Origin of the sequence: Methylobacter sp. S3L5C (assembly GCF_022788635.1) — a bacterium.
Classification (GTDB): domain Bacteria; phylum Pseudomonadota; class Gammaproteobacteria; order Methylococcales; family Methylomonadaceae; genus Methylobacter_C.
In genome coordinates this window covers 2,969,556-2,992,554 of record NZ_CP076024.1, presented here as the reverse complement: position 1 = coordinate 2,992,554, position 22,999 = coordinate 2,969,556, and the positions used below count along the sequence as shown (strand labels likewise).

The following is a 22,999-nucleotide window of genomic DNA, read 5'->3' as shown; positions in this document are numbered from 1 at the left end:
AACTTCGCAATCCAACGCTGATCTGGCAATCTGGTTGAGTTGTCATTGAAGAGTATCGAAGCTAATCATAACGGGAAGAAAATAAGTGGCATTGTATGGAAAGTATGGTTCATCGAATTATTTTCTTAATGTCCGCATCAAAAAATATACCGTCGGAGTGGCAATCAAAGATAATAGTACCGAAAGTGTCAATGCACCAATGACCGCGATAGCCAAGGGTTTAAGCATGTCCGAGCCAGCGCCAATGCCGTAGGCTAAGGGTAACAGACCCAGCGCCGCCGCCAATGATGTCATCAACACTGGACGTAATCGCCGCCGGCCAGATTCAGCCAGTGCATCGGCCAGATTTTTACCTTGCGACTCGAAGCGATGCACTGAATCCAGCATCAGGATACCATTTTTAGCGACCACACCAATACCAATAATTGCGCCCAGTATAGACACAATATTGACCGAAGTACCGGTTATAAACCATGCCAGAACGGTGCCGCACAAGGCCAGCAGAGAACCGAACACGATGGCAACAGGTTCGTAAAATGATCCGAATTCAATCAGCAAAACGGTGAACACCAGGAAGACCGATGCTAGTAGCACTATCAACAGATTATGGAAGGACTCCTGTTGTTGCTGATAGAGTCCGCCGAACTCCAATATACCTGGCGGCAGTGTCTGATCCTGACTGAATTTGGCCTTGATTTCGGCGATGGCACTGCCCAAGTCACGATTCTCCAAGCGGGCTGACACCGCTACGAGTTGGCGTAGATCTTCACGGTGTAGTTCCAATTGTCCTGACTCGGTGATTACCTCGGCTACTTGCGATAATTTGATGGTTCTACCATCCAAGGATCGCAACGGCAAGTCGCGCAGGTTGGCAATTTGACTGGTCGTTTCGGTATTCATTCTTACACGGATATTGATAATACGGTCGCCTTCCAAAACATAAGAGGCCTTTTGTCCAAGCATGGCGGTACTGACCGCTAATGCGACATCATTAACAGTCAGACCAAAGCGCTGGGCATCACTGTAGCGCACACGTAAATTCAATGAAGGACCGGTGGTTTCCAAGCCGTCAAAGGTATCAACCACGCCTTGAATTTTGCCCAGTTCGGCTTCTATTTGCGGGGCTTTTTGCTTTAGCCATTCAACATCAGTAGAAAAGAGTTTGACTTCAATTGGTCGAGGTGACCAGGTTAAATCGCCGATCAGATCGCCAAGAATACCGGCAAATTCCCAATGCAACCCAGGTACGGCAGAATTCAGTTGCTGACGGAGTTCGGCAACGACTTCATCGGTTTTTCGTTGGCGGTTAGTTTTCAACTTCACCAAAAAATCACCTTTATGCGCTTGGGAAATACCCAATGCCAATCGCGCACCTGTACGTCGTGAATAGCCTTCTAACTCCGGGACGGCTCGCAGAACAGTTTCAGCTTGTCGCAATTGTCGGTCAGTTTCGGTCAGACTGGTTCCCCACGGTGCATGGTAATCCAGTACAAAGCCACCTTCATCCATGAAAGGCAAGAACTCACTGTCCAATCGTCCGTATAACCAGACACCCAGTATTAATATTAATGTGCAACCAATCAGTACCTTACCTGCCTGCTTGAGAACGGTACGCAGCATTTTTTCATAGACTATAATCAAGTGCTCAAGCCAACTTGAGCAGTCTGCTGGAGACGTGACTGTATTAATTGGTACCGGTTGGATAGGCAAATGCCCGGTATTCGGCATCCACCAAGCGGCCAACGTTGGAATCAGCGTGACGGCCAACACTAACGAGGTTAACAACGAGACAACCATGGTTAATGCTAAGGCTTGGAAAAAACTACCAGCGACACCATCGAGAAAGGCCAGCGGGATAAACACCACCACGGGTGTCAGTGTCGAAGCCAACAAAGGCCGGAAAATTTCTGCTACGGCTTGCTGGACTGCTGCCAAGCGCTGTACACCGGTAGAAATTTTGGCGTGGACCGCTTCAACCACCACAATAGCATCATCAATAATCAAACCAATGGCCGCCGCAATGCCGCCCAGCGTCATTAAATTAAAACCCAAACCTATCATGCGAAGAGCGAGCAAGGTTATCAATACCGTGACTGGAATCACCACTGCCGCGATCAACGTCGCCCCCCAATTCTTCAAGAAAATATAAAGAATGGCGATGGATAGAATCAGACCTAAAATTATCGCCTCCCAAACACTTTGGATAGAATCGCCGACTAACAGCGACTGGTCGTAAAACACGCTCGCTTGCATACCCGGCGGCAACGATTTTTTTAGCGCTTCCAGTTCCTGTTTTAGTTGCTTGGCAATATCGAGAGTACTGCCGTCCGGCTGACTGTAGATATTGAGCAGCACGGCATTAACACCGTTAGCCGTTACGACATTAAAAACCGGTTCTTGACTACGTTCAACGTGCGCAAAATCCTTGATACGAATCGGATGAGGAATTGCAATCGGAGGTAAACCAGCCGCAACGAGTGTATTGCCAGATACCGAGACCGTGAGATTTTCTATGTCTTCGAGTGTATGAACGCGGCCATCTACCAACGTCAGATAGAGCTTGTAATCTTCTTCCAGCATTCCGGTGGGTGTGATCATATTGTTTCTGACCAAGGCATCGCTGACTTGGCTGATACTTAGATTCACGGCCTGCAAGCGTAAAGGATCAACGATGATGTGATATTCCGGCGCTCGTCCGCCGACGATACCCGTGCGGGCTACGCCAGGTATGCGTAACAATCGTGGCTGTATCGTGTAGCGCGCGGTTTCCCACAACTCGGTCAGCGAGTGATTGGAACCAGTCAGACTCAGCCCTACGACCGGAAAAGCAGCAAACGTCAAGCGCCACACAGCTGAACTTGCCGTCACCGGCAGCGATTTTTGCACGACAGCCAGGCGGCCCTGGACAAAAAGCTCAGCATGCACCATATCGGTTTGCCAGGTGAAAAACACATTGATTTCCGCCGAACCACGGCCTGTTTTAGAACGCACGGTGCGCACCCCAGGAATGTCTTTCATCGCTTCTTCGACCGGTCGAGTGATGGTGGCCATCATTTCGTTGGCCGGCATCACGCCATTGTCAATCAGAATGACCACGCGGGGAAAGTTGGTCTGCGGAAAGATTGATGAGGGCATACCCAGTGCGGCATAGGCACCGGCCAGACACAGTGCGATACACAAAAAAACGATGGCCAAACCGTTATGAGTCGCGAACGATGCGATTGGTGAACTGCGCATTATTTTATCACCCGAATCCGTGTTTCCGGCGGTAAGCCATACATGCCTTGAGTCACGATAGTCATGCCGTCTCGCAAATCATCGCCTTCTATTTCAATGAGGTTGCCATCCCGTAAACCCCGCTTGATAATCTTCTGCTTGGCCCTATCCCCTTCAACCACGGCAATCACACTCCCTCCGTCGTTGCTGACCACGCTTTCGACGGGTACAGCGAAACGATCTGGCCGTTTTTCAACGAGGAGTCGGACACTGACAAATTGACCAGAGCGTAAGCCGACGTATGCGTTTAGGGACGTCCGAACCAAAACAGTATCGGTCAATGGATCAATTTGAGAGCTGATAAAAGTCACTGTCCCACGTTGAATCGGTGGCGCGTTCATGGGCGCTGTTACAGGTGAAGATCCAACTGTGATTGCTACGGATTGCCCTAAACGGATATCGGTAGCTTCGGGACTAGGTACTCGGATAGCGATATTCAAACGATTTAGATTAATCACGTCTGCCAATACCGTTGCCAAATTAATCATCTCACCGACTTTGAAATAAATCACTGCCACGGTACCGGACAAAGGCGCCTTGATTTGTAATAACTCGCGTTGAGTTTTTGCGCTGATTAAGTCCTTACGGGCAGTTTGCAGTAGTTGTTCTCCTTCATCGTAAAGTTTGCGCGAGATATTATCAGTTATATTGAGTTGCTGTTTACGGGCAAAATTCTTTTGGGCAAATTCAACCGCCACTTCTGCCTTGGCTATCAGCGCATCGCTACTGCGTGTATCCAGTTCAAACAATAAATCGCCTTTTTTAACCTGTTGGCCTTCCTCACAATAAATTTGCATAAGGAGTCCCGCCATCGGTGCAGCAATCTTCGAACTTGCCGATGATTTTCCATTCCTGGCTGGTTCTGGCTCAATCATGCCGTATGCTGAAATATATCTATGCAAAGTTGTCTTGATGACCTTACTTGTATGCACAGATACTTCGGTGGCAAGTTCTGGTGCTTCCCCTGAAACAGCGGTAATACCCCAACAAATATAACCCAGTATGATTGTGACTATTAACCAAGGGCTGAATTTCATTGAGGTATTTTTTTATTGGCAGAATCAGCGATCATTGTCGTCGTGAGCTTGGAGGAAATGGGATAACGCAAGGTATCTTCCAGTGCATTAAGTGCTTGTTGTATCTCGATCAAAACATCCAGACGAGCACGTTCAGCAACTGCATTTTCTAGTTCCGTACCGAGCAAAGCCAGATGGTCGGTTTCCCCTACGTTGAATAAGGCCTGCGCTGAATTCAGATTATCTTGCTGTAGCTGCTTTTGCTGTTCGGCATCACTCCACTTGGTAAGTACAGCTTCCAAACCTGCCCGAGCACGATCAACGTCTCCCAGTATGCGCAGTTGCAAGGCTTCAAAACGTATCATCAGCTCTCGTCGTTTAGCATCGGCTTCAGCAATGGGACCTTGATTTTGATGCAATACCGGCAACGGCATGGTTGCTCCCAATGCCCAGCGATGCTCACCCATTTCCCAGGCGTAACCAGGGTTAGCTTGAATGTTGGGATACTGGTTGGCGATTTCGAGTTGTAAGGCAGATTGAGCAGCATCGTAGTCCGCCAAAGCAGCTAATAAATCGGAACGCTCTCGCAAGGCGACTTCTTTCAAGTTTTGGGTGGGGATGCTATCCAATACGGACGGTTTGGATAGAGTAGTAAAGTCGAGTTTAATATCAGATAGTGCATCGACTCCTACCCCGATAGAAGCGGCTAACATCACCCGGCTTTCCGCGACTCGTTTTCGTGCCGTACTGACGTTAAGTTGCAATTGGTTCAATGTAATATGTGCTCGCATCACTTCGAGTCGCGATATTTCACCGGCTGATAATTGCTGTTCCAAGCGTTCAGACATCGCTTTTTGAATACTGACTTGCTGTTGCAGTAGCCTTTCGGCTTCCTGAGCAGCAAACACTTCCAGCATAGCCAAGCGTAATCGTCCACGCGCTAGCCAGGCCGCATCCCTTATTCGTAAACGAGCTGCGTCAGCAAGATGGTCGGCTTTCTTGATCCGAAAATCGCGTTTACCGGCGGTTTCAATAGGAATACTAATGGCGCTGGCCGCAATCCACGGGACTGCGGCTGTCGCTAGATTGCGTACCCAGGTCGGTGTGACTGTGATACTGGGATTAGGACGTTGTGCTGCCGTGATGTTGGCGGCCTCTGCAGTATCAGCTTGGGCGCGTGCCAATGCCAAGTCGGGATGGTAATAAATCGCAGCAAGGGTTAGCTGATCAATATCCCACAGTTTAAAAGGCCAGATAGTCTTCCGCCCAACAACACTCTCGATAAACACCTGTAGTCCTGCGCCAGTCAATGTGCGTGACTCTATGCGCAGGGCAGTTTCGTCGGGCTTTAGCGGACGATCTTGAAATTGAGCGCAGCTGATGAGTAATAGACTCAAAAAGCTGAATATAAAAAATAAACGAAATAGTTTTTGCATGTCTGGATATTAACAATTCATTCCAAACAGCAGCATGACAAGAACATTACAATTTTGTCATAATTAAGTCATTATGATTGAAACTTGTCCACAGGGATCCACTGTCAGCTTTATGTTGGTATGCGGCTATTCGTAAGCATTGGACGAACAACCCCTTGGGGTCGATAATGCTACTCGGTGAATGGCAGGTTTTGGGAAACTTAAATACATATCTGAATGACGACAGTGGGTCGCGACGCGACCGTCGTCTCATCAGATTCATCACCGGAAAGCGGTCGTTCGTCACTGAGTTCAATCGACCCACAGCCGTCATTGAAGCAAGATTTACGAGCGGCAGCAGTTTCACATATAGCTGTCAGTCAATTTTAATAAATCAACTGATACTACGACAACGTAAGGGCATCTTGTTGTAATATTTTGCACTCCATTTGCAACTATTCAACTTCTTTACATAAACGAGCTAACTAACCTTGATCAATCAAGTTCAAAACGCTTTTCTTAGTCGCCGATGGTGTTTGTTTAGTTTTATTACTCATATTCACTTTATGTTGACATTATAAAGTTGTCTTTTAGAAGAGTCCTGTTTTATTAAACCATTTCACATGTCCCCTCTTGGGCAATGCCTTTGTCTTCAGCTTCTCTATAGGTTACATGGCTAAAACCGGTAAATTCCATTTTTTCTGGATGAGTGAGGCCCTAGTGCGAAACCAGCATCGGATAGATAGCGCCATCAGAGAACCCAAACAAATCCAGATGATAATTAATTGGTGGGCACCCAGTCTAGTGGTTGAAAACCACCGCTAAATATGGTCGCATTCAACCTTTTTCCTGTGATCTATCGGTGGATATCCATAGAGTTACTATACTTCACATGACGGCATGACAATTGCTATATAACAATTTATATTCAATTTTCAGTCAACGGTAAAACCCATGAAAAAAGTATGCGCTTATATTCAGCCTCTCGCGCTAGGTGACCCGTTACCAAACCAGAAAGATATTCCCGTGACCTTAAGCCAATACCAAAGCTTCGGCAGGAAAAACATCGCGCCAGATAATATGCATGTCTACGTGATCAATGTATTGAAGTATGTCAAGGTCTGGAGGACCGGGAATGCTGCTTGATTATGAGGATTCCTTATATTTAGACAGAAAGGCATGGGGGCTCAATCACGAAACCAACCCGACTTGCGCCTTCGATTTGCGACCGTCATCCGACATAGACCTGGTGCGGCGATACGGTGGACCTGTCTCGCATGCCGCGTTGAACCCATCTCATCGCACTTTCCGGACTCCCGGCATCGACGGCTTAGTCGGGTTCTTGCTCACTCACCGGTGCGCGGTGGTATTAGGGGACCCGATGTGTCCGCCCGCACAGCGTGATGAATTGACTGCCGCCTTCGTGAAATATTGCGCAGACAACAATTGGTCGGTTATTTACGCCGTCGCCACGGGAAATATGCGAAACTTCGTCAACAAATCCGGTGGCGGTATGCTCGAGTTTGCCGACCTGTTAATAGCCAACCCGCAGCATAATCTGGAGGCAGGCTCGAAGGGGCGCCACCTTCGTTGGAACCTTAACCATACCCGCCGGCAGGGTGTGACGGTTCGCGAATACCAAGGGAGTGGATCACCCGATAACGAACTGGAAGCTCAGGCCATGGCGGCCTTGGCTAGTTGGCGTGCCGGCCGCAAGGGCTTCCAAATGTATCTCGGGTCGCCCCGCCTCTTCGCGAACCGGTCGGGATGCCGCTGGTTCGTTGCTGAATATGCCGGCAGTGTCGTCGGCGTGCTCTACATGATGCAAATAAACTGCGTCGGTTCCCGGTATTTGATTGACCTCGTTTTCTCCACACCGGGCGCACCGCGACAAACCAACGAACTTATGGTGGTGTCCGCCTTCCAAGCATTGCGCGAAGAAGGCGAGGAAGCCGTGTGCCTTGGTGTCGGACCAAAGGCTTTACTTGGAGAAATTCAGGGATTTGGCGCCCTCTCTTCTGCTTTGGCACGCAGGTTCTACAAGCTATCAAACAAGATGGTACCTCAGCACGGAAAAACCCGCTTCTGGGAGAAATTCGGCATCGTGCACAGGGAACCGTTGTACCTGATCTTCCAACAGCCAAGGGTGGGAATCCCCGAATTCCATGCCCTGCTTAAGACCTTTAATTTTTCCATAAGTGATTTGTTTCGATAAGCTCGGCATTGATACCGGGAATTTCATGTAGCTCCATAGCAGTCATTCGCACTTAATTTTCGCGTGACAGCTTACTAAATCCGACAGCTATAAGGTATTGGTTTTCCTAATATACGTCAGGAACACAAAAACTGGAAAACTTCAGTTGATTTTATTTTAACTATTTTATATTATTTTGTAATTTTTTTATGTTAATAAGTAACAAATTGGAAGTAAATAATGCTATTTGGTTAAGTTTAACCAAGTGGAAAAACAGGACATTAAGGATAGGAATTCGAGTTTATTATTTTTATCAGTTTAGCGTTTTTTATAGGAAATTATGTGCGAGTAAATTCAGTGTAGTCCTAAATGAAGTGACGCCTTCTGTAAGGAAAAAAATTAAAAGAAAATTTTCATTCCCCTATTTGACGAGTTTTCTACTTTTAGAGCACAGAATTAACATTTATAGTCGTCATTACGATTTTATTGACAAGAACCTTAATGATAATTTCTTTATACATCTGAATAAGGGCATTGTCGTATGGGAATTAGAGAGTGAATGTGATGCGCATCAGATTTTATTAAAGGTTCCTGAGAAAACAAGCTCAGAGGGTGACTTACTGTTAGAGTATCACTTTAATAAAAACTTAATTTATCAACTTACATTCTCATTTGTTGATGGAAAACTGATGGAAATGAACGACGAACAAATGATATTAATTGGAGGATCGCAAGGGCTTCGTGGGAGCTCTGAACTGATAAGAGCGGCATCAAAGAAGAATAATGAAATATGTCCTGCTACAGCACTTGTTATAGCTCTTAAAGCAATAACCCAGGCTCTTGATATAAAAACCATTCTTGGTTTAAAAGCGCAATATCATGTTTCTATAAAAGGAAGTTCAGCAACAAAAGGACATTATGGATATGATGATCTTTGGGTTAAAAATTATGGGGAAGAATCACCTTTTTTTTATGTAATGCCCACCAGTGCAAGTAAGGATGGATCAGAATCAGTATCGGGAAATCATCATTCCAGGACACGAAGGAGGAGGCGAAAAAAAGAGGAAATGATGAATATAATTCTGAATGGATTTATTAAATATATTTCTGATGATAAGTAGTTATTTGAAAGTTACGCAAAGTACCACTTTATGGCTCATCGTTTTTACAAGTGTTAGCATTGTATTGCCTACTACTTTCATGAGCATAGCTACGGTGCTGTTTATGATTTTTTGGGCTATTTCGGGCGATTATAAAATCAAATTTGAACGTATCAGTAGCAATCCTGCAGCGCTTGCATCCATAGCTTTATTTTGCTTATATGCCATAGGGACTTTATATTCCAGTGCATCTTGGGATCATCGGCTATGCTTTTTAGGGAAATATCAGAAGCTTTTATATATCCCTTTAATCGTGAGTGTAATTCACTCTGAAAAGCTAAGACAATACGCTATGAATGCTTTTTTATTAAGCATGATTATGGTGCTGATTATTTCTTATCTAAAATGGCTGGGTATTGTGCCACATGATGATATTGGCGAAGGTTATTTTGTATTTAAAGGCAGAATAGCCCATAACATTTTTATGTCTTTTGCGATGTTTCTGATGATGTATCGCGCACTGAAATCAGCAAGATTAATACGAGTGACCTGGATAATACTCAGCCTATTAGCAGTGTTAAATATTCTGTTTTTAGTGAATGGTCGTACAGGCCAGATTACTATGATGACTCTAATCGTTTGGTTTACGATTGAAGTATGGGGAATAAAATCATTAAAATACTGGATTGGTTTGGTTCTGATAGGAATGGCATTCCACCAGACGATGCCTGGTTTATCAAACTCGCGTTTGATGAGCATACAACAAGAAATTTCAGACCACCAACCGAATGGCGTTCAAACGTCTTCAGGAGAGCGTATGGAAATGTATAAAAATACTCTTACTTTAATAAAAGATCATCCTCTGTTTGGTGGTGGAACTGCCAGTTTGGCAAATGAATACGAGATACTCGCTAAAAATAAAAACTTTACTTTGACAAACGTCACTAATCCTCATAATCAATTTTTACTCACTACCCAAGAGCTTGGTATTATTGGGCTTGCCATGCTCATTTTAATGTGGCTATCCCATTGGAAAGCTTCTTACCATATTGGCTCTGCTCAAGATAGTTCAGCATTGCGTGGGTTGATATTAACAATTGTTATTGGATCATTATTTAATTCATTGCTGTTAGATGCCAGCGAAGGTAAGTTTTATTGTGTATTGGCTGGTATATTATTAAGTGAATATAGGCCGATCGTAAGGATTCCTGCATAATGCGACGTGAAGTCGTATAAGTAATTATTTAGCTAAAATAATCCAGACAAAACCTGCCGTTCCTCCGATAGTAACTAAAGTGCTGGCACGAATCTTTAAGGTCGGCCAACTAATTATTTATTGAATCTCGCGGTGCATTTTGAAAAAACACTGCCAACCGGTCATGAAGGTCAGCTATGGGTAAAGAATCTGACGTTTATTACAGTAACTGTCCGGCCAAGTGGCCGTTCTGAGACCGCCAATCAACACAAATTCCTTAATCACCAACGGCTGCTTAGGAACGAGCACGAAATAACTTGAGCAAGTAGTCGTTGTAATGCGGTAAAGTTAAAGAACTAAAACATTGCCCAAAAAACTTATAATGCAGCCGGCTTACCCAATAGAAATTGAAAAACAAATGCAAGAAGTGTTCAACCGCCTATCCGAAAAAGATAAGCGGTTGTATGCGGGGGTTGAAGCATCAAAATTTCCTTATGGGGGCATCAGTTATATTGCTCAACTGTTTTTCTGTTCTCGCAATACTATTGGACGCGGGATAAATGAACTGAAAGAGAAGGCAACTATCCCCAAAAGACGGGACAGAAAAGCGGGCGGTGGCCGAAAACAAATTATTCAAAAAAAAACAGATATTAATGACGTATTTTTGTCTATTTTAAAAGAACATACGGCAGGTGATCCGATGGATGAAATGAAAAAATGGACAAATTTGACCTGTGCCAAAATTGGCTCTCTATTGGCTGAAGAGAATTTTAAAGTCAGTCGTAATATTGTCAGGAAATTATTAAAAAAGAATAGTTATGTGAAGCGCAAGGCCCTGAAAAACAAAGCGACTGGCGGGCATATAAACCGCAACGCCCAGTTTGAACGGATCGCTGAGTTGAGGGATTTATATACGGCTACGGGCAATCCTGTTCTCAGCGTGGATAGCAAAAAAAAGGAATTGATAGGTGATCTGTTTCGCGAAGGTAAGGTCTATACGACTAAAACTATCGAGGTTTTTGATCATGATTTTCCTTCATTAGCCGAAGGTGTAGGCGTACCTCATACACTTTATGACATAGACCGCAACGAAGCCTACGTTAACATTGGGACGAGTCGTGACACCAGCGAGTTTTCCTGTGATTCGATTCGGCACTGGTGGTACACCTATGGCATCCAGTATTATCCACTGGCAACATCCATTTTAATGTTAATGGATGGCGGCGGTAGTAACTCCTCCAGACACTATATTTTCAAGCAGGATTTACAGGCATTAGTGGAAAAAATTGGCATTGAAATAAGGATAGCGCATTATCCCCCGTACACGTCTAAATGGAACCCTATTGAGCATCTGGTATTCCCTCATATTACTCGCGCCATGTCTGGCATGGTTTTAACCAGCCATCTATTTATGAAAGAGTTAATAGAAAAAACAACAACAAAAACAGGCTTAAAAGTCTTTGCCTGTATTTTTAATAGGGTTTATGAAACAGGCAGAAAAGTTATGGCAGGGTTTAAAGAATCAATGCGAATTGTATTTGATAAGCATCTGAGGCAATGGAATTATGTCGCCATGCCTGAATCGGCAATTTTATAAGTTGCTCAAGTTATTTCGTGCTCGTTCCTTAGTTGTTATTTTGAGTGAACTCTTTAACTGAAATGTAAAAATAATCAATAAGAAAATTTCAATTACTTCGCTCTCAAGATACTTCCTCTCCGCGTCACGCGATCAAAACTGAACACATGCTCCCTGGGACTTTCATGACAACGCCCAACCAAGCGGCGCGGATAATCAGGCGCACCATCCTTAAGATAAAGAGTAGCACCGCAGATTGGACAAGAAGCGGAATAACGAACCAGTCGAATGAGCCTTAACTCGCCATCTTTTAATAATTCAAATTGTGCCGGCTTTTCATTAAAGTCTACCAATAGATCATGCGCAAGCACAATACGGTCATCGAAAAGGCGCACCCAAGGCCTGATAACCATAGTCCAAACGAGATAAGGCAGCCCAAAAATGCTTAAAAACAGAGTTAAGTCGCGCGTAGTAACTGGTTGAGGTACAGAGAGTGCGAGCCAACTCACATAGACTAATGCAGTCACACTAATACCCGTTAAGATCAAGCCAATATGCCAACGTTTTAAGTGTATCTGACCATCACGAAATAATCCTTTTACCAACCAGGATGTTTTTACTTCACCGAGTAAGGCCGTTTCATAACAGGCCTGCTGTAATCCGGAGTCCCTGTCTTGTTGCGACTGAAACAGTTTCTCCTCATCGCTCATTTCAGGAATAGGCAGTGCTTTAATGCAAAAAGTAACAAAGTTCCCCGGTCCGCCTTTGGTACTAATACGTTCCGGTTTGGGATAAAACTGTAATCCTTGTTGCCTGGCAAATTCTATTACTTGGAGCTCTCGGGTCTGCCAGTAATTTGAAAAAGACCCTGGCCAATCAAGCCATTTTTTGGCATCGGCGGGTACAGGTATTTCCCCTGCAGCAGCCACCAGTTCATCAGCGGTAAAGCGTCGCTTACGGTCTTCGAAACCGGCTTTTTTGAGCGATTCATTCGCTAAGGCATGCAATAGACGATGCGACTTCTCATCGCTAGGCTCCTTCTCAAGCCAGTCAATCAGACACTGAATCACTTCACGCAAACTACCTCCAACCAGGTTACTGGGGGTTTGCATCTGGTTACTGAGCAATGGATTCATAAAATTGTACCTCCATAACTTAAGTTTGCGGGAGATAACAATGAGCACTCAGTTTGAGATTGGATCATTAAATCAGATGACTCATATTTTAGAAGCCAGCTACGGATCATGCAGTAACGGCTTATTTGTAGTCTTATCTAACAGCATAGCTATAAAGCCGGTAGATACAAGTGAACCATGCTTTTTTGTAAGCATAATGCCTAAATTAGCTTACACCCAGGCATTTCAAGAACCAATTATACCTATTGGGATTTTTTCAAAAATTCGTAATCTCCCGAACCATGAGTCTTCTCGCGTTTTGTGTACTCCCTACAGCAACCTTTCGTTCGGGACAAATACGCTATGCCCCTCTACCATAAAACCCACTATCGTTATTTAGCCGAGGAAACTACATCATGTCCACTCTCGAACAAGATCTTGCTCACCTGAATTTTGAATACTTAATGCTGGCACGTGAATGTGCCAGAAACAATCTCATGGAAGCTGCGTGGCGATTTGGTGTTGACCGTAAACAAATAGAAGAAATTGCTGAATTTTCTGTGGAAAATATTCGGGAATTAGCCAGTATTGCCAGAACGGTGGTGACGGTAATACCCATGGATACGCCCAAAAATATTTCGTTAGCGACACACGCGGCTTTGCTGACATTGCCTAAAGTGACAGGGAGGGAAACGCAATGATTCACTTACGCTTGACGAAGTTGTCAAACCAGGGCTATTACTTAGTGCCTGAACGAAAAAGCCACTTTTCAAAAAAACCAGCTCAACATCCGGAAATATTTTTTGGAAAAATCTTTCCGGAGTGGAACAAACGACTTATTTTCTGATTTACCATCAGTTTTTCAGAATTATTTCTAATAATCACAAATTATAAGCGCACCTTTCCTGTGGATAACCTGTTGGCTGTTCTCAAAAAAGCGTCAGGCAGCTAGTTTTTGTTGCTCGTTAACAAGCCTTAGCCGTTCCATGTCGCGTTTAATTGTGCCGAGCTTTTGAATGTTACGCGATAACACGGCTAAGCCAACATAACGCTCGAAGGCTTCAATGCCATGATCAAGGCACTTATCCAGCCCATGTACTTCTAACGCATTAATAGCCGATTCTACGGCGGAATGTTGCTTTTTTGCCTGTTTAAATTCCGCGGTGTATTCACGATTCTGGTCGGCTTTGGATAGCTTGCCTTTTTTGGGTAAAACGACTTGCTCAAGGAGGGCTTTCAGGTCGGTTTGATTGGCCGGACTGTGGAAACCTTTGTCAAAGCTACAGGCGTTAAAACTTGGGAATTTTACTTGAGTCGCTTTAACCATCGGCACGGCGACTTTGTCGTCGGTAGTCTTTTGCATGACTTGACTGTGCAATATAAAGCCCTGATGGTCTTCCATGATACAGACCCGCAAGCCCAGTTCAACCGGGACTCCGGCTTTGCCTTTGCTGATCCATTCGGTGTGGGTCTGGAACAGGGAAAAGACTTTTTCATCATGGGGAATGGTTTCTCCTTGAATAGCGCGACGTCTAATCTGCTCGATTTGACGTTCGGCATGCAGGCTAAAAGTGCTCAGATCGGTAAGCAACACTTCTGGTATGTGAAAGTGATTTTTTAACGTCAACATACTGGCTTTAGTGCGCTCAAGATAAAACCCTGCCAAATCAATATAGTCCTGGTAGGCCTGTTTGATCTCAAGTGCTTTGGCGGCCTTGATAGCGTCATTTTTTGACGTGGAATGTTTGAGTTTTTGCAGCGTGCGATACCGCCTTTTAAATTTAGACAGGTTGTGCTTATGCAATCGCCATTCAGGCAAGGCATGTTGCAAGCTCCATTTGACGCACGTCCGAATCAGAATCCGGATCGCATCATGCAGTAAACTGATATCGGTTGGAAAATGCACGTTGGTTTTTAACACAAAAGAATCGCAACGGCCTCTGATCAGCGCATGAATATCCAGATCCAGTAATTGATAGCCGGCTCGAATAACTTCAGTACTAATACGCGCCATGATCGCTGGCGTAAACAGCTTGAGATTGTCTTTCAAGGTTTGCAGGCGATAGCGTTTGTCGGCATCAAAGCAACCAAGACCGAGCATTTCACGTAGGGTGTTATGCTGATTGGCCAACTCCAGAATGCGATCATAGTCTGTATTCAGTCCTACGCGTAGCGATCCTAACACCAAAATCGACCATTGATTCATACCGGGGCGGCCTTTGTCGATGGCAACGATTTTTGTCACTTCGGCGTCAATTTTAGTAGGCACCACATCCTCCAGTATTTTAAAAACAGCATCCCTTAATGGCTGAGTCGTATAAATGTGTTGCAAGCCCAGCAAGATGATCGGAATGTCATCACGGGAGGAAACATCTATTTTGATATCAGCAATATCGCGTTGACCGATGCTCATTTGTGGAGAAAATACCTTTCTCATCGGGAGTTTTCCAACGAGAATTTGAAAGCTGAGGCGCTTATCCGGGAGGTAGCTTTTGCCAAGCCCTTTTCGATGAAAATAATAATCATAATTATCAGCAAGTTACTTAAATTCAGCATTTTATACGCCAATAGGCTGTTATTTGATTTTCAATAGCCTATTTTATCGCAACTTATTGTTTTGTATTAAATAATTTATTACCGTTCAAACACTACTTAGTCCTGGCCGATAAACTTTATAGCTTGGGTGCTCGGCCACCGGTCGTCTGTGCTGTCTGTCATCTAGGCAAAAAAACCGCCATACGTCTTTACAAGACTATTCACCAGCGCTCACCCCGACAAGGTATGTTGCCTTATGATCCCTTTTGGACTGTACGATCCTCGGTACATAACTGTCATGCCTCAATTTTCCTTGGCCTTATCCACGATTTTTCTCAACAGCAGCAACAGCAAAGCCAAGTCCCCTGCAATGCTGAGATACTCATTACTGCATATGACTTGTATTGCCGTATCGTTACAACTAACCCTAATCCCGGCAAGCGGGAAGCGAATGCTCCCCATGCTATTTTACTGGATATCAACCGTGCCTGGCAGTTGTTCGGACAATTGACTGCCGGTGTAATGAGCCTGATGCACTGCGCACAGTGCCAAGCCCGTTATGTGGTGGTAAATAATATGCCAAAACCTTTTCAGCAATGCCCCATCTGCGCTGTCTGGGCAGATAAATCAGGACGGCGACGATGGATGACCGTTAAGCCCCGAAAAAACACTAAAAATCAGGATCACTGACGCCTAACCAGCTTAACCAGTGAATCTTTATAACCGACTAGGAGAACTTAAGTGTATATCGTTGTTAGCAGCATCACCGATCGACAAACACACCAACCTTGTCATGGCAGTAATCTGGCACGATTAGCCCGTGAATGTTTCGTTAATCGTCAACCACTGACGATAGATTTTACTGGCGTTGACAACTTTGCTGAGGAATTTTTTCAGGCCTTTATAAAGCCATTGATAACAGAATTTGGCAGCGAATTTCTAAATCAGCATTTACAGTTAACTAACGTCAGTTCTTCTATCAAAGCCTGTATACAATGGCCCTTTAAAAATACAGACGATTATTCTGAACAACGGCCACTATTTACAAACAAGGCCTGTGACGTAGATTTTTATGAGCTGAATGTAGCCTGGTTGATCAAGGCCCGTGAATTAGCTAAAGAAAATTCACTGCTGGCGGAGTTGACGATGGGTATTGGGGAAGACGACATGCGCTTAGCTCTCACCCAGTTATCCATTGAAGACATTCGGCATATTGCCCAATCCGGATGGTTATGCTTTTCGCCACGCTTTACGACTCACTTTATCCATAGCATGACCACCCAACGCCGTGACGTGGTGGATGTACTGCTAGGTCTCAGTGGCTCACTCTAATGAGGTGGTGTATGTTAAAAACCATCAATAAACAGTTATTGGCACTGGAGTTACTGAAACGTCATGCCAGAGTTTCAATTGTTCATCGGGAAACCGGCTTATCCAAACCACTGCTTCGGAAAACCTATCGGGAGTTTCATGGCTGCTCTGCGCATCCGGGCGCATTAAAATATTCAACGCAAGGACTGACCAGGACGCTCAAAAAGTACAAAGAGGTGACATTGTTTGCAGTTTGCTTTGAAAAAGTCGTCTCTAGAAGCCAGAACAGCGACATCCGGATCATTATTAACGCTTTTGATATTTATAAAAAATCATATCCCGTCAGTCAACTTGATTTTTCTGCGGCCTGGGTAGTCGCAAGAGATTTGCAACGCGGTATAACTCATATTATCAAATGTCACCATTGTCGCGCACCGGTTCTATTAAATGCACGCGAATATAATGTAGAGCGTTGCTGTGTTTGCAAAACTAAGGTCACCGAAACAAGTAGAGACTTTTAATTAATCATGGCGTTTTAAAATGGATTGCAAAATATCTGATATTTGTTGATTAGCCAATCGTACGTGACAGCATCATAGACTGTGTGTGACCCAATACTGCACCGGAGAAAATGTGAATACGCTAGATTTAAATGAAGCCGCCAGCTTTCTTAAAATGAACCCAGAAGTTTTACGCCGTAAAGCCAGGGCTGGACAGGTACCGGGAAGAAAGGCAGGGAAATGCTGGATTTTTGTTAAAGAACATCTTGCTGATTGGGTGTCCGGGCGTTATTCTGAACCCCGGCGAGAACTGCAAGTGATTGACAAATCGACGCAAGAGGATAAAAAACCATGTCAATCTACAAGCGAAAAGAAACGTGGTGGATTCAGTTCACCGCACCTGACGGACGCAGAGTACAACAAACTACTGGGACTCAAATAAAACAGGAGGCACAACAATTACATGATCAATTAAAAGCAGAGGCGTGGCGAGTTAAAAATTTGGGTGATAAACCCCGCCATACTTGGCAAGAAGCCGTCGTCAGATGGTTAACTGAACAAAGCCACAAAAAAAGCATCGAAACAGATAAGGTACACTTGCGATGGCTTAATGAGCATTTGCAAAATAACCGACTTGATGAGATAAATAAGGCCATGATAGACCAGATAAAACAGGCTAAAAAGCAAACAGGTGTCAGTAATTCAACTGTCAATCGGGTGCTTGCAATATTAAGGTCTATTCTGACCCGTGCACAAAATGACTGGGAATGGCTTGATTCTGTACCTGGTATTCGTTTATTGCCAGAGCCGTCAGGTCGAGTCCGCTGGCTTACTCATGATGAAGCGACTCACTTATTGAAGGAGTTACCAGACCACCTTCAAGCAATGATGCGGTTTACATTAGCGACAGGATTACGAGAATCCAATGTCACCAAGCTTGAATGGCGACAAATAGATATACAACGGCGTTGTGCGTGGATTCATGCTGACCAGGCAAAAGGCAAGAAAGCCATAGCCGTTCCTTTAAATGACGATGCGCTCACGGTTATTCGTAGCCAAATTGGTAAGCATCCTGTACGGGTATTTACATTTAAAGGTAAAACAGTTAATGATGCAAGCACCAAATCGTGGCGTAACGCATTAAAACGCGCTGGCATTGAAGATTTTCGGTGGCATGATTTAAGACATACATGGGCATCATGGCATATCCAAAATGGAACTCCATTACATATACTTAAAGAATTAGGAGGATGGGCTGATTTGAGTATGGTGCTGAGATACGCTCATTTATCCAGTCGACACTTGGAGGAATATGCGGAAAATTCAAAAAGTTGTGACAAATTTACTACAGAGGATAAAAATGACTAGGGTAAAATACCCGTAAGTCATTGTTTCAATTGGTCGGGACGACAGGATTTGAACCTGTGACCCCTTGTCCCCCAGACAAGTGCGCTACCAAGCTGCGCTACGCCCCGACATTGAAATAATTGTATAAAACTGAAAGGATTGTGAACACAATCCCTAACAACTAAGCGCAAATTATACTACATAATACGCTTAACTGTAAGCGCCTATTTAAGTAAGTATAAAATATCTTCAAGTTCAGCAATCATTTGGCGTATTAATTGCTTTGACTTGTTGACGTCTTCTTTTGTACTATCACTAATTAAATGTGCCCTGGCACCACCGATTGTGTAGCCTTGCTCATATAACAATGCCCTTATTTGTCGTATCATCAGGACTTCGTGATGCTGATAATAACGACGATTACCACGCCTTTTTACCGGACTCAACTCGGTAAATTCTTGCTCCCAATAGCGGAGTACGTGTGGCTTAACACCACACAACTCACTCACTTCACCTATTGTGAAATAACGCTTTTCAGGTATGGCTGGGTGTTCATTCTTATTGCTCGACTCCAACATACGTTTCTACTCGGGCCTTAAGTTTCTGTCCGGACCTGAATGTTACCACACGCCTGGCAGTTATGGGGATTTCTTCTCCAGTTTTTGGATTTCTACCCGGACGACTGGTTTTATCACGAAGTTCAAATTTTCCAAAACCAGAAATTTTTACCTGCTTACCCTGCTCCAAAGAACTTTTGATTTCTTCAAAAAACAGCTCCACCATTTCTTTTGCTTCGCGCTTGTTTAAGCCTAGCTCGTCGAACAGCCTTTCGGCAAAATCTGCTTTTGTTAATGCCATAAATCAATCCCTCAGCCTTGCATTTTTTTCAGTGTTCAATAGGGTTAACAGCCTGCCAACGATAGCATCTATTTCAGGATCTGTTAGTGTTTGTTTATAATCTTGCATAACTAACGTTAAGGCGATACTTTTACTGCCTTCTTCGACACCTTTACCACGGTATATGTCAAAAATAACGACCTCTTGCAAAGCTGGCTCTGCACTGGCCATTATGCAGTTGACGATTTCACTCGCAGAGACATCTTCGTTAACGATTAATGCTAAATCACGTTTTACGGATGGATACTTTGACAGCGATTTAAAGACAGGAATACGCTTGTTAAGTAACCGGTTTTGATCCAGTTCAAATAAAAAAACCTGAGTGTCAAAGCCTAATTGTTTTTCCAGATTTGGATGCAACATCCCCATCCATCCGACTGTTTCACAATCGGATGTCAAAATTTCAGCGGTTTGTCCGGGATGCAATGCCGGTTGCTGTGCCGATGAAAATTTTACCTGACAACCAGTTAATGTAAAAATTGCTTCTATATCGGCTTTCATATCAAAAAAATCAACTTTACGGGCTTTATCGCCCCATTGATCGCTATAAACATCGCCTAAAACTAAACCTGCCAGCATTTTCTGTTGCTGCGTTTCACCGTCTTTTTTAATAAAACGTAGACCCGCTTCGAATAGTCGAACCCTATTTTGCTGACGATTGGTGTTGTAAAGAGCCGCTTTTAACAAGCCACACCAAAGCGTCGTGCGCATCACCGCCAACTCTGAAGAAATCGGATTTTGTAAGCGAATAACGTCCATTTCAGGGGCGATAGCTTTTTGGATATCTTCATCAACAAAGCTATAAGTAATTGCTTCTTGGTAACCTCTGTCAACCAGTAAATCTTTAACCCTGTCAATTTCCAGTAATGCTTCAGTAACTGAGCTTAATTCGGAACGCATTAACAAGCTACTGCTTGGTAAATTGTTATAACCATAGATGCGGGCTACTTCTTCAATTAAATCGGCTTCAATAGCAATGTCAAAACGAAAACCCGGCGGACTAATTTGCCAGCCATCGGTTTGTGTTTGGACAACCATTGCCAAGCGTTGAAAAATATCAACAACGTGTTCATCGGCCAAGGCAATACCCAGCGTTTTCGCTATGCGTTCTCGCCTTAACAAGACCGCCTGGCGTTGTGGCAAAGCCACGTCAGTTGTTACCTCGGTAATAGGACCTGGCTCGCCGCCAGTAATATCAATGATTAATTGCGTAGCACGCTCAATGGCTCTTAATTGCAAAGTCGCATCAACGCCTCGCTCAAAACGATGTGACGAATCGGTATGTAAACCAAATCGACGGGCTTTGCCAGCTATCGCATGAGGTGCAAAGAACGCACATTCCAAAAATACTGACCGGGTATCGTTATTAACAGCAGAATCACTGCCACCCATAATACCGGCAAGTGCCAGAACTTGCTTGTCATCGGCAATAACCAAAGCTTCATTATCAAGTTTAATAACCTGATTATTTAACAATGTTAGAGCTTCATCGGCTTTAGCCAAACGGACGGTAATACCACCAGACAGCTTTGCCGTATCAAATACATGCAAAGGCTGTCCCAGTTCTATCAATACATAATTAGTAACATCGACCAAAGGCCCGAGGCTTCTTAAACCGGAACGACGAAGACGCTCCTGCATCCAGTGTGGTGTTACTGCTTTGGCATTTACACTATTAATCAAGCGTCCCAGATAACGAGGACAGGCTTCTGTCGCTTCTACTGATACGCTTAAGACGTCTTGGCAGCCAATCGTAACACTATCAATCTGAGTCGTGGTCCAATCCATCTTGTTGAGAACTGCGACTTCACGCGCTAAACCTTCAACACATAAACAATCAGCTCTGTTAGGCGTTAAATCAACTTCGATAATATTGTCATCAAGTGATAAATAGTCACGAATATCAACACCAACAGGAGCATCATCGGCCAATTCCATTAAACCATTGGCATCCGTCGCCAACCCCAATTCCTTTTCTGAACACAACATGCCAAAAGATTCTTCGCCACGCAGCTTTGATCTTTTTATTTTAAAATCACCCGGCAAGATGGCACCGATTAATGCCGCAGGGATTTTTAAGCCGACACGGACATTACTTGCACCGCAGACAATTTGTAAAGGCTCTGCCTGACCTACAGCCACATGACAAATACGCAGGCGATCGGCATCAGGATGCTGATGCATAGACATGACTTCACCAACAACAACACCGCTGAATATTGCAGCGGCGGGCTCTACAGATCCGACCTCCAGTCCTGCCATTGTTAACTGTTCAACCAGTTCTTCAGTACTGATTGCCGGATTAACATACGATCTTAACCAAGCTTCACTAATTTGCATGATTCAAATTTTCCTGTGTAACAACAACTTAATGAAATTGCTCTAAAAATTTAAGATCATTTTCAAAAAACAACCGTAAATCATTAATACCATAGCGCAACATTGCGAGGCGTTCGACACCCATACCAAAAGCAAAGCCGCCGTATTGTTCGCTATCAATATTAACTGCTTTAAAAACTTCGGGATGAATCATGCCGCAACCCATCACTTCCAACCATCCGGTTTGACTACATACGCGACAGCCTTCGCCATTACACATAACGCATTCAATATCAACTTCCGCAGAAGGCTCGGTAAAGGGAAAGTAAGAAGGTCTAAATCGTACTTGAATATCTTTTTCAAAAAATGCGCGAAGAAATTCGTAAACCACACCTTTCAAGTCGGCAAAGCTGACATCGGTATCAACCAAAAAGCCTTCTACTTGATGAAACATGGGGGTATGCGTAATATCTGAATCGCAACGATAAACTCGACCAGGCGCAATCACTTTTAATGGCGGCTGTTCGGATTCCATCGTTCTAATTTGCACTGGGGATGTATGCGTTCTTAGAAGAATATGGGCGTCAAAATAAAACGTATCATGCATTGCCCTGGCCGGATGAGAACTGGGAATATTAAGCGCTTCAAAGTTATGATAATCGTCTTCGATTTCAGGACCTTCAACCACTTTAAAGCCGACACTGGCAAATATTTTAGAAATACGCCGAAGCGTTGTAGTCACAGGATGTAATCCTGCCACTGATTGACCGCGTCCAGGCAAGCTCACGTCAATACGTTCGCCAGCTAGTCTTTCAGCTAACGCGACGTTTTCCAACTGATTTTTGCAAGTTTCCAGCTGTTGCTGAAACTGATCTTTAGCCTGGTTGATTATTTGTCCAACAGATCGTCGCTGCTCGGGCTCAAGGTTGCCAAGCTCTTTCATCTGTAGGGTAAACAAACCTTTTTTACCAAGGTAGTGGACACGAACCTTATCGAATTGATTAAGGTCATTTACTGCCGCAAGCTCTTGTAATGCCTGCGCGAGAATCTCTTCAAGGATAGCCGACACTGCACTGCTCGCTTTGATTAGGGGTAGGAGAATTTTTAAATAAGTTTCAGGATAACGATCCTGAAACACTCGCCTCTTTAACAAGAGACGAGTGGCATCATAAAGATGCCTCAGAAATGAAAAACTGCGTCTTT

19 protein-coding genes and 1 tRNA gene are annotated in these 22,999 nt (G+C 44.1%); 10 read left to right on the top strand and 10 right to left on the bottom strand.

Annotated elements, in window-relative coordinates:
• Nucleotides 1-117: 117 nt before the first annotated feature.
• From KKZ03_RS13385 to KKZ03_RS13375, 3 genes are read right to left on the bottom strand one after another with little or no spacing between them, the layout of a single operon-like run.
• On the bottom strand, nucleotides 118-3,237 hold the full coding sequence (locus tag KKZ03_RS13385; RefSeq protein WP_243217326.1) for an efflux RND transporter permease subunit: 3,120 nt from the start codon (nucleotides 3,235-3,237) through the stop codon (nucleotides 118-120).
• Complete coding sequence (locus KKZ03_RS13380; protein ID WP_243217325.1) at nucleotides 3,237-4,313, bottom strand: efflux RND transporter periplasmic adaptor subunit; 1,077 nt, start codon at nucleotides 4,311-4,313, stop codon at nucleotides 3,237-3,239. The genes KKZ03_RS13385 and KKZ03_RS13380 overlap by 1 nt, the downstream gene beginning before the upstream one ends.
• Nucleotides 4,310-5,728 carry a TolC family protein gene (locus tag KKZ03_RS13375; protein ID WP_243217324.1) on the bottom strand — a complete coding sequence of 473 codons (1,419 nt, stop codon included), beginning with the start codon at nucleotides 5,726-5,728 and terminating at the stop codon, nucleotides 4,310-4,312. Before KKZ03_RS13375 ends, KKZ03_RS13380 begins: the two co-directional genes overlap by 4 nt.
• Before the next feature lie 1,090 nt (nucleotides 5,729-6,818).
• On the opposite strand from KKZ03_RS13375, the gene KKZ03_RS13370 reads away from it, so the two are divergent.
• The 4 genes from KKZ03_RS13370 (at nucleotide 6,819) to KKZ03_RS13355 (ending at nucleotide 11,793) form a co-directional block, all read left to right on the top strand.
• Complete coding sequence (locus tag KKZ03_RS13370; protein ID WP_371744730.1) at nucleotides 6,819-7,922, top strand: phosphatidylglycerol lysyltransferase domain-containing protein; 1,104 nt, start codon at nucleotides 6,819-6,821, stop codon at nucleotides 7,920-7,922.
• A gap of 188 nt (nucleotides 7,923-8,110) precedes the next feature.
• The gene (locus KKZ03_RS13365; RefSeq protein ID WP_243217322.1) at nucleotides 8,111-9,022 is read left to right on the top strand and encodes a DUF535 family protein; all 912 of its coding nucleotides are present in this window, start codon (nucleotides 8,111-8,113) and stop codon (nucleotides 9,020-9,022) included.
• Entirely contained in the window at nucleotides 8,988-10,217 is a 1,230-nt protein-coding gene (locus tag KKZ03_RS13360; RefSeq protein ID WP_243217321.1) for an O-antigen ligase, read from the top strand. Before KKZ03_RS13365 ends, KKZ03_RS13360 begins: the two co-directional genes overlap by 35 nt.
• A gap of 361 nt (nucleotides 10,218-10,578) precedes the next feature.
• Nucleotides 10,579-11,793 carry an ISAzo13 family transposase gene (locus KKZ03_RS13355; protein WP_243217320.1) on the top strand — a complete coding sequence of 405 codons (1,215 nt, stop codon included), beginning with the start codon at nucleotides 10,579-10,581 and terminating at the stop codon, nucleotides 11,791-11,793.
• Between the two features lie 92 nt (nucleotides 11,794-11,885).
• On the opposite strand, the gene KKZ03_RS13350 is transcribed toward KKZ03_RS13355, so the two are convergent.
• Nucleotides 11,886-12,908 carry a hypothetical protein gene (locus KKZ03_RS13350; protein WP_243217319.1) on the bottom strand — a complete coding sequence of 341 codons (1,023 nt, stop codon included), beginning with the start codon at nucleotides 12,906-12,908 and terminating at the stop codon, nucleotides 11,886-11,888.
• Between the two features lie 395 nt (nucleotides 12,909-13,303).
• Here KKZ03_RS13350 and KKZ03_RS13345 point away from each other — a divergent pair, with 395 nt between their 5' ends.
• A complete protein-coding gene (locus tag KKZ03_RS13345) occupies nucleotides 13,304-13,588 on the top strand; it encodes a flagellar transcriptional regulator FlhD (RefSeq protein ID WP_243217318.1) in 285 nt (94 codons plus the stop codon).
• A gap of 239 nt (nucleotides 13,589-13,827) precedes the next feature.
• On the opposite strand, the gene KKZ03_RS13340 is transcribed toward KKZ03_RS13345, so the two are convergent.
• Nucleotides 13,828-15,324 (bottom strand): ISNCY family transposase, encoded by a 1,497-nt coding sequence (locus KKZ03_RS13340; protein ID WP_243216937.1) that lies wholly within the window; start codon nucleotides 15,322-15,324, stop codon nucleotides 13,828-13,830.
• Nucleotides 15,325-15,476: 152 nt separating this feature from the next.
• Between KKZ03_RS13340 and KKZ03_RS13335 the strand changes: the two genes are divergently transcribed.
• From KKZ03_RS13335 to KKZ03_RS13315, 5 genes are all read left to right on the top strand, one after another.
• Nucleotides 15,477-16,112: a FlhC family transcriptional regulator gene (locus KKZ03_RS13335; protein WP_371744902.1), complete on the top strand. Its 636-nt coding sequence runs from the start codon at nucleotides 15,477-15,479 to the stop codon at nucleotides 16,110-16,112.
• Between the two features lie 51 nt (nucleotides 16,113-16,163).
• Nucleotides 16,164-16,754 (top strand): STAS-like domain-containing protein, encoded by a 591-nt coding sequence (locus tag KKZ03_RS13330; RefSeq protein ID WP_243217316.1) that lies wholly within the window; start codon nucleotides 16,164-16,166, stop codon nucleotides 16,752-16,754.
• An 11-nt stretch (nucleotides 16,755-16,765) separates the two neighbouring features.
• Nucleotides 16,766-17,254 (top strand): FlhC family transcriptional regulator, encoded by a 489-nt coding sequence (locus tag KKZ03_RS13325; RefSeq protein ID WP_243217315.1) that lies wholly within the window; start codon nucleotides 16,766-16,768, stop codon nucleotides 17,252-17,254.
• Nucleotides 17,255-17,366: 112 nt separating this feature from the next.
• Complete coding sequence (locus tag KKZ03_RS13320; RefSeq protein WP_243217314.1) at nucleotides 17,367-17,675, top strand: helix-turn-helix domain-containing protein; 309 nt, start codon at nucleotides 17,367-17,369, stop codon at nucleotides 17,673-17,675.
• Nucleotides 17,585-18,601 (top strand): site-specific integrase, encoded by a 1,017-nt coding sequence (locus tag KKZ03_RS13315; protein ID WP_243217313.1) that lies wholly within the window; start codon nucleotides 17,585-17,587, stop codon nucleotides 18,599-18,601. The genes KKZ03_RS13320 and KKZ03_RS13315 overlap by 91 nt, the downstream gene beginning before the upstream one ends.
• 30 nt (nucleotides 18,602-18,631) lie before the next feature.
• Here KKZ03_RS13315 and KKZ03_RS13310 read toward each other — a convergent pair.
• The 5 genes from KKZ03_RS13310 to pheS form a co-directional block, all read right to left on the bottom strand.
• A tRNA-Pro gene (locus tag KKZ03_RS13310) sits at nucleotides 18,632-18,708 on the bottom strand.
• A 96-nt stretch (nucleotides 18,709-18,804) separates the two neighbouring features.
• Nucleotides 18,805-19,158, bottom strand: a complete 354-nt coding sequence (locus KKZ03_RS13305; RefSeq protein ID WP_243217312.1) for a MerR family transcriptional regulator — start codon at nucleotides 19,156-19,158, stop codon at nucleotides 18,805-18,807.
• On the bottom strand, nucleotides 19,139-19,438 hold the full coding sequence (gene ihfA, locus KKZ03_RS13300; RefSeq protein WP_243217311.1) for an integration host factor subunit alpha: 300 nt from the start codon (nucleotides 19,436-19,438) through the stop codon (nucleotides 19,139-19,141). The genes KKZ03_RS13305 and ihfA overlap by 20 nt, the downstream gene beginning before the upstream one ends.
• 3 nt (nucleotides 19,439-19,441) lie before the next feature.
• On the bottom strand, nucleotides 19,442-21,817 hold the full coding sequence (gene pheT, locus KKZ03_RS13295) for a phenylalanine--tRNA ligase subunit beta (RefSeq protein ID WP_243217310.1): 2,376 nt from the start codon (nucleotides 21,815-21,817) through the stop codon (nucleotides 19,442-19,444).
• Between the two features lie 28 nt (nucleotides 21,818-21,845).
• On the bottom strand, nucleotides 21,846-22,865 hold the full coding sequence (pheS, locus tag KKZ03_RS13290) for a phenylalanine--tRNA ligase subunit alpha (RefSeq protein ID WP_243221626.1): 1,020 nt from the start codon (nucleotides 22,863-22,865) through the stop codon (nucleotides 21,846-21,848).
• Between the last annotated feature and the right edge of the window lie 134 nt (nucleotides 22,866-22,999).

Excerpts from the sequence above, each read along its gene's own strand:
- KKZ03_RS13385 (WP_243217326.1), bottom strand. The coding sequence starts at position 3,237 with ATGCGCAGTTCACCAATCGCATCGTTCGCGACTCATAACGGTTTGGCC.
- KKZ03_RS13380 (WP_243217325.1), bottom strand. The coding sequence starts at position 4,313 with ATGAAATTCAGCCCTTGGTTAATAGTCACAATCATACTGGGTTATATT.
- KKZ03_RS13375 (WP_243217324.1), bottom strand. The coding sequence starts at position 5,728 with ATGCAAAAACTATTTCGTTTATTTTTTATATTCAGCTTTTTGAGTCTA.
- KKZ03_RS13370 (WP_371744730.1), top strand. The coding sequence starts at position 6,819 with ATGTCAAGGTCTGGAGGACCGGGAATGCTGCTTGATTATGAGGATTCC.
- KKZ03_RS13365 (WP_243217322.1), top strand. The coding sequence starts at position 8,111 with ATGTTAATAAGTAACAAATTGGAAGTAAATAATGCTATTTGGTTAAGT.
- KKZ03_RS13360 (WP_243217321.1), top strand. The coding sequence starts at position 8,988 with ATGGATTTATTAAATATATTTCTGATGATAAGTAGTTATTTGAAAGTT.
- KKZ03_RS13355 (WP_243217320.1), top strand. The coding sequence starts at position 10,579 with ATGCAGCCGGCTTACCCAATAGAAATTGAAAAACAAATGCAAGAAGTG.
- KKZ03_RS13350 (WP_243217319.1), bottom strand. The coding sequence starts at position 12,908 with ATGAATCCATTGCTCAGTAACCAGATGCAAACCCCCAGTAACCTGGTT.
- KKZ03_RS13345 (WP_243217318.1), top strand. The coding sequence starts at position 13,304 with ATGTCCACTCTCGAACAAGATCTTGCTCACCTGAATTTTGAATACTTA.
- KKZ03_RS13340 (WP_243216937.1), bottom strand. The coding sequence starts at position 15,324 with ATGAGAAAGGTATTTTCTCCACAAATGAGCATCGGTCAACGCGATATT.
- KKZ03_RS13325 (WP_243217315.1), top strand. The coding sequence starts at position 16,766 with ATGTTAAAAACCATCAATAAACAGTTATTGGCACTGGAGTTACTGAAA.
- KKZ03_RS13315 (WP_243217313.1), top strand. The coding sequence starts at position 17,585 with ATGTCAATCTACAAGCGAAAAGAAACGTGGTGGATTCAGTTCACCGCA.
- KKZ03_RS13305 (WP_243217312.1), bottom strand. The coding sequence starts at position 19,158 with ATGTTGGAGTCGAGCAATAAGAATGAACACCCAGCCATACCTGAAAAG.
- ihfA (WP_243217311.1), bottom strand. The coding sequence starts at position 19,438 with ATGGCATTAACAAAAGCAGATTTTGCCGAAAGGCTGTTCGACGAGCTA.
- pheT (WP_243217310.1), bottom strand. The coding sequence starts at position 21,817 with ATGCAAATTAGTGAAGCTTGGTTAAGATCGTATGTTAATCCGGCAATC.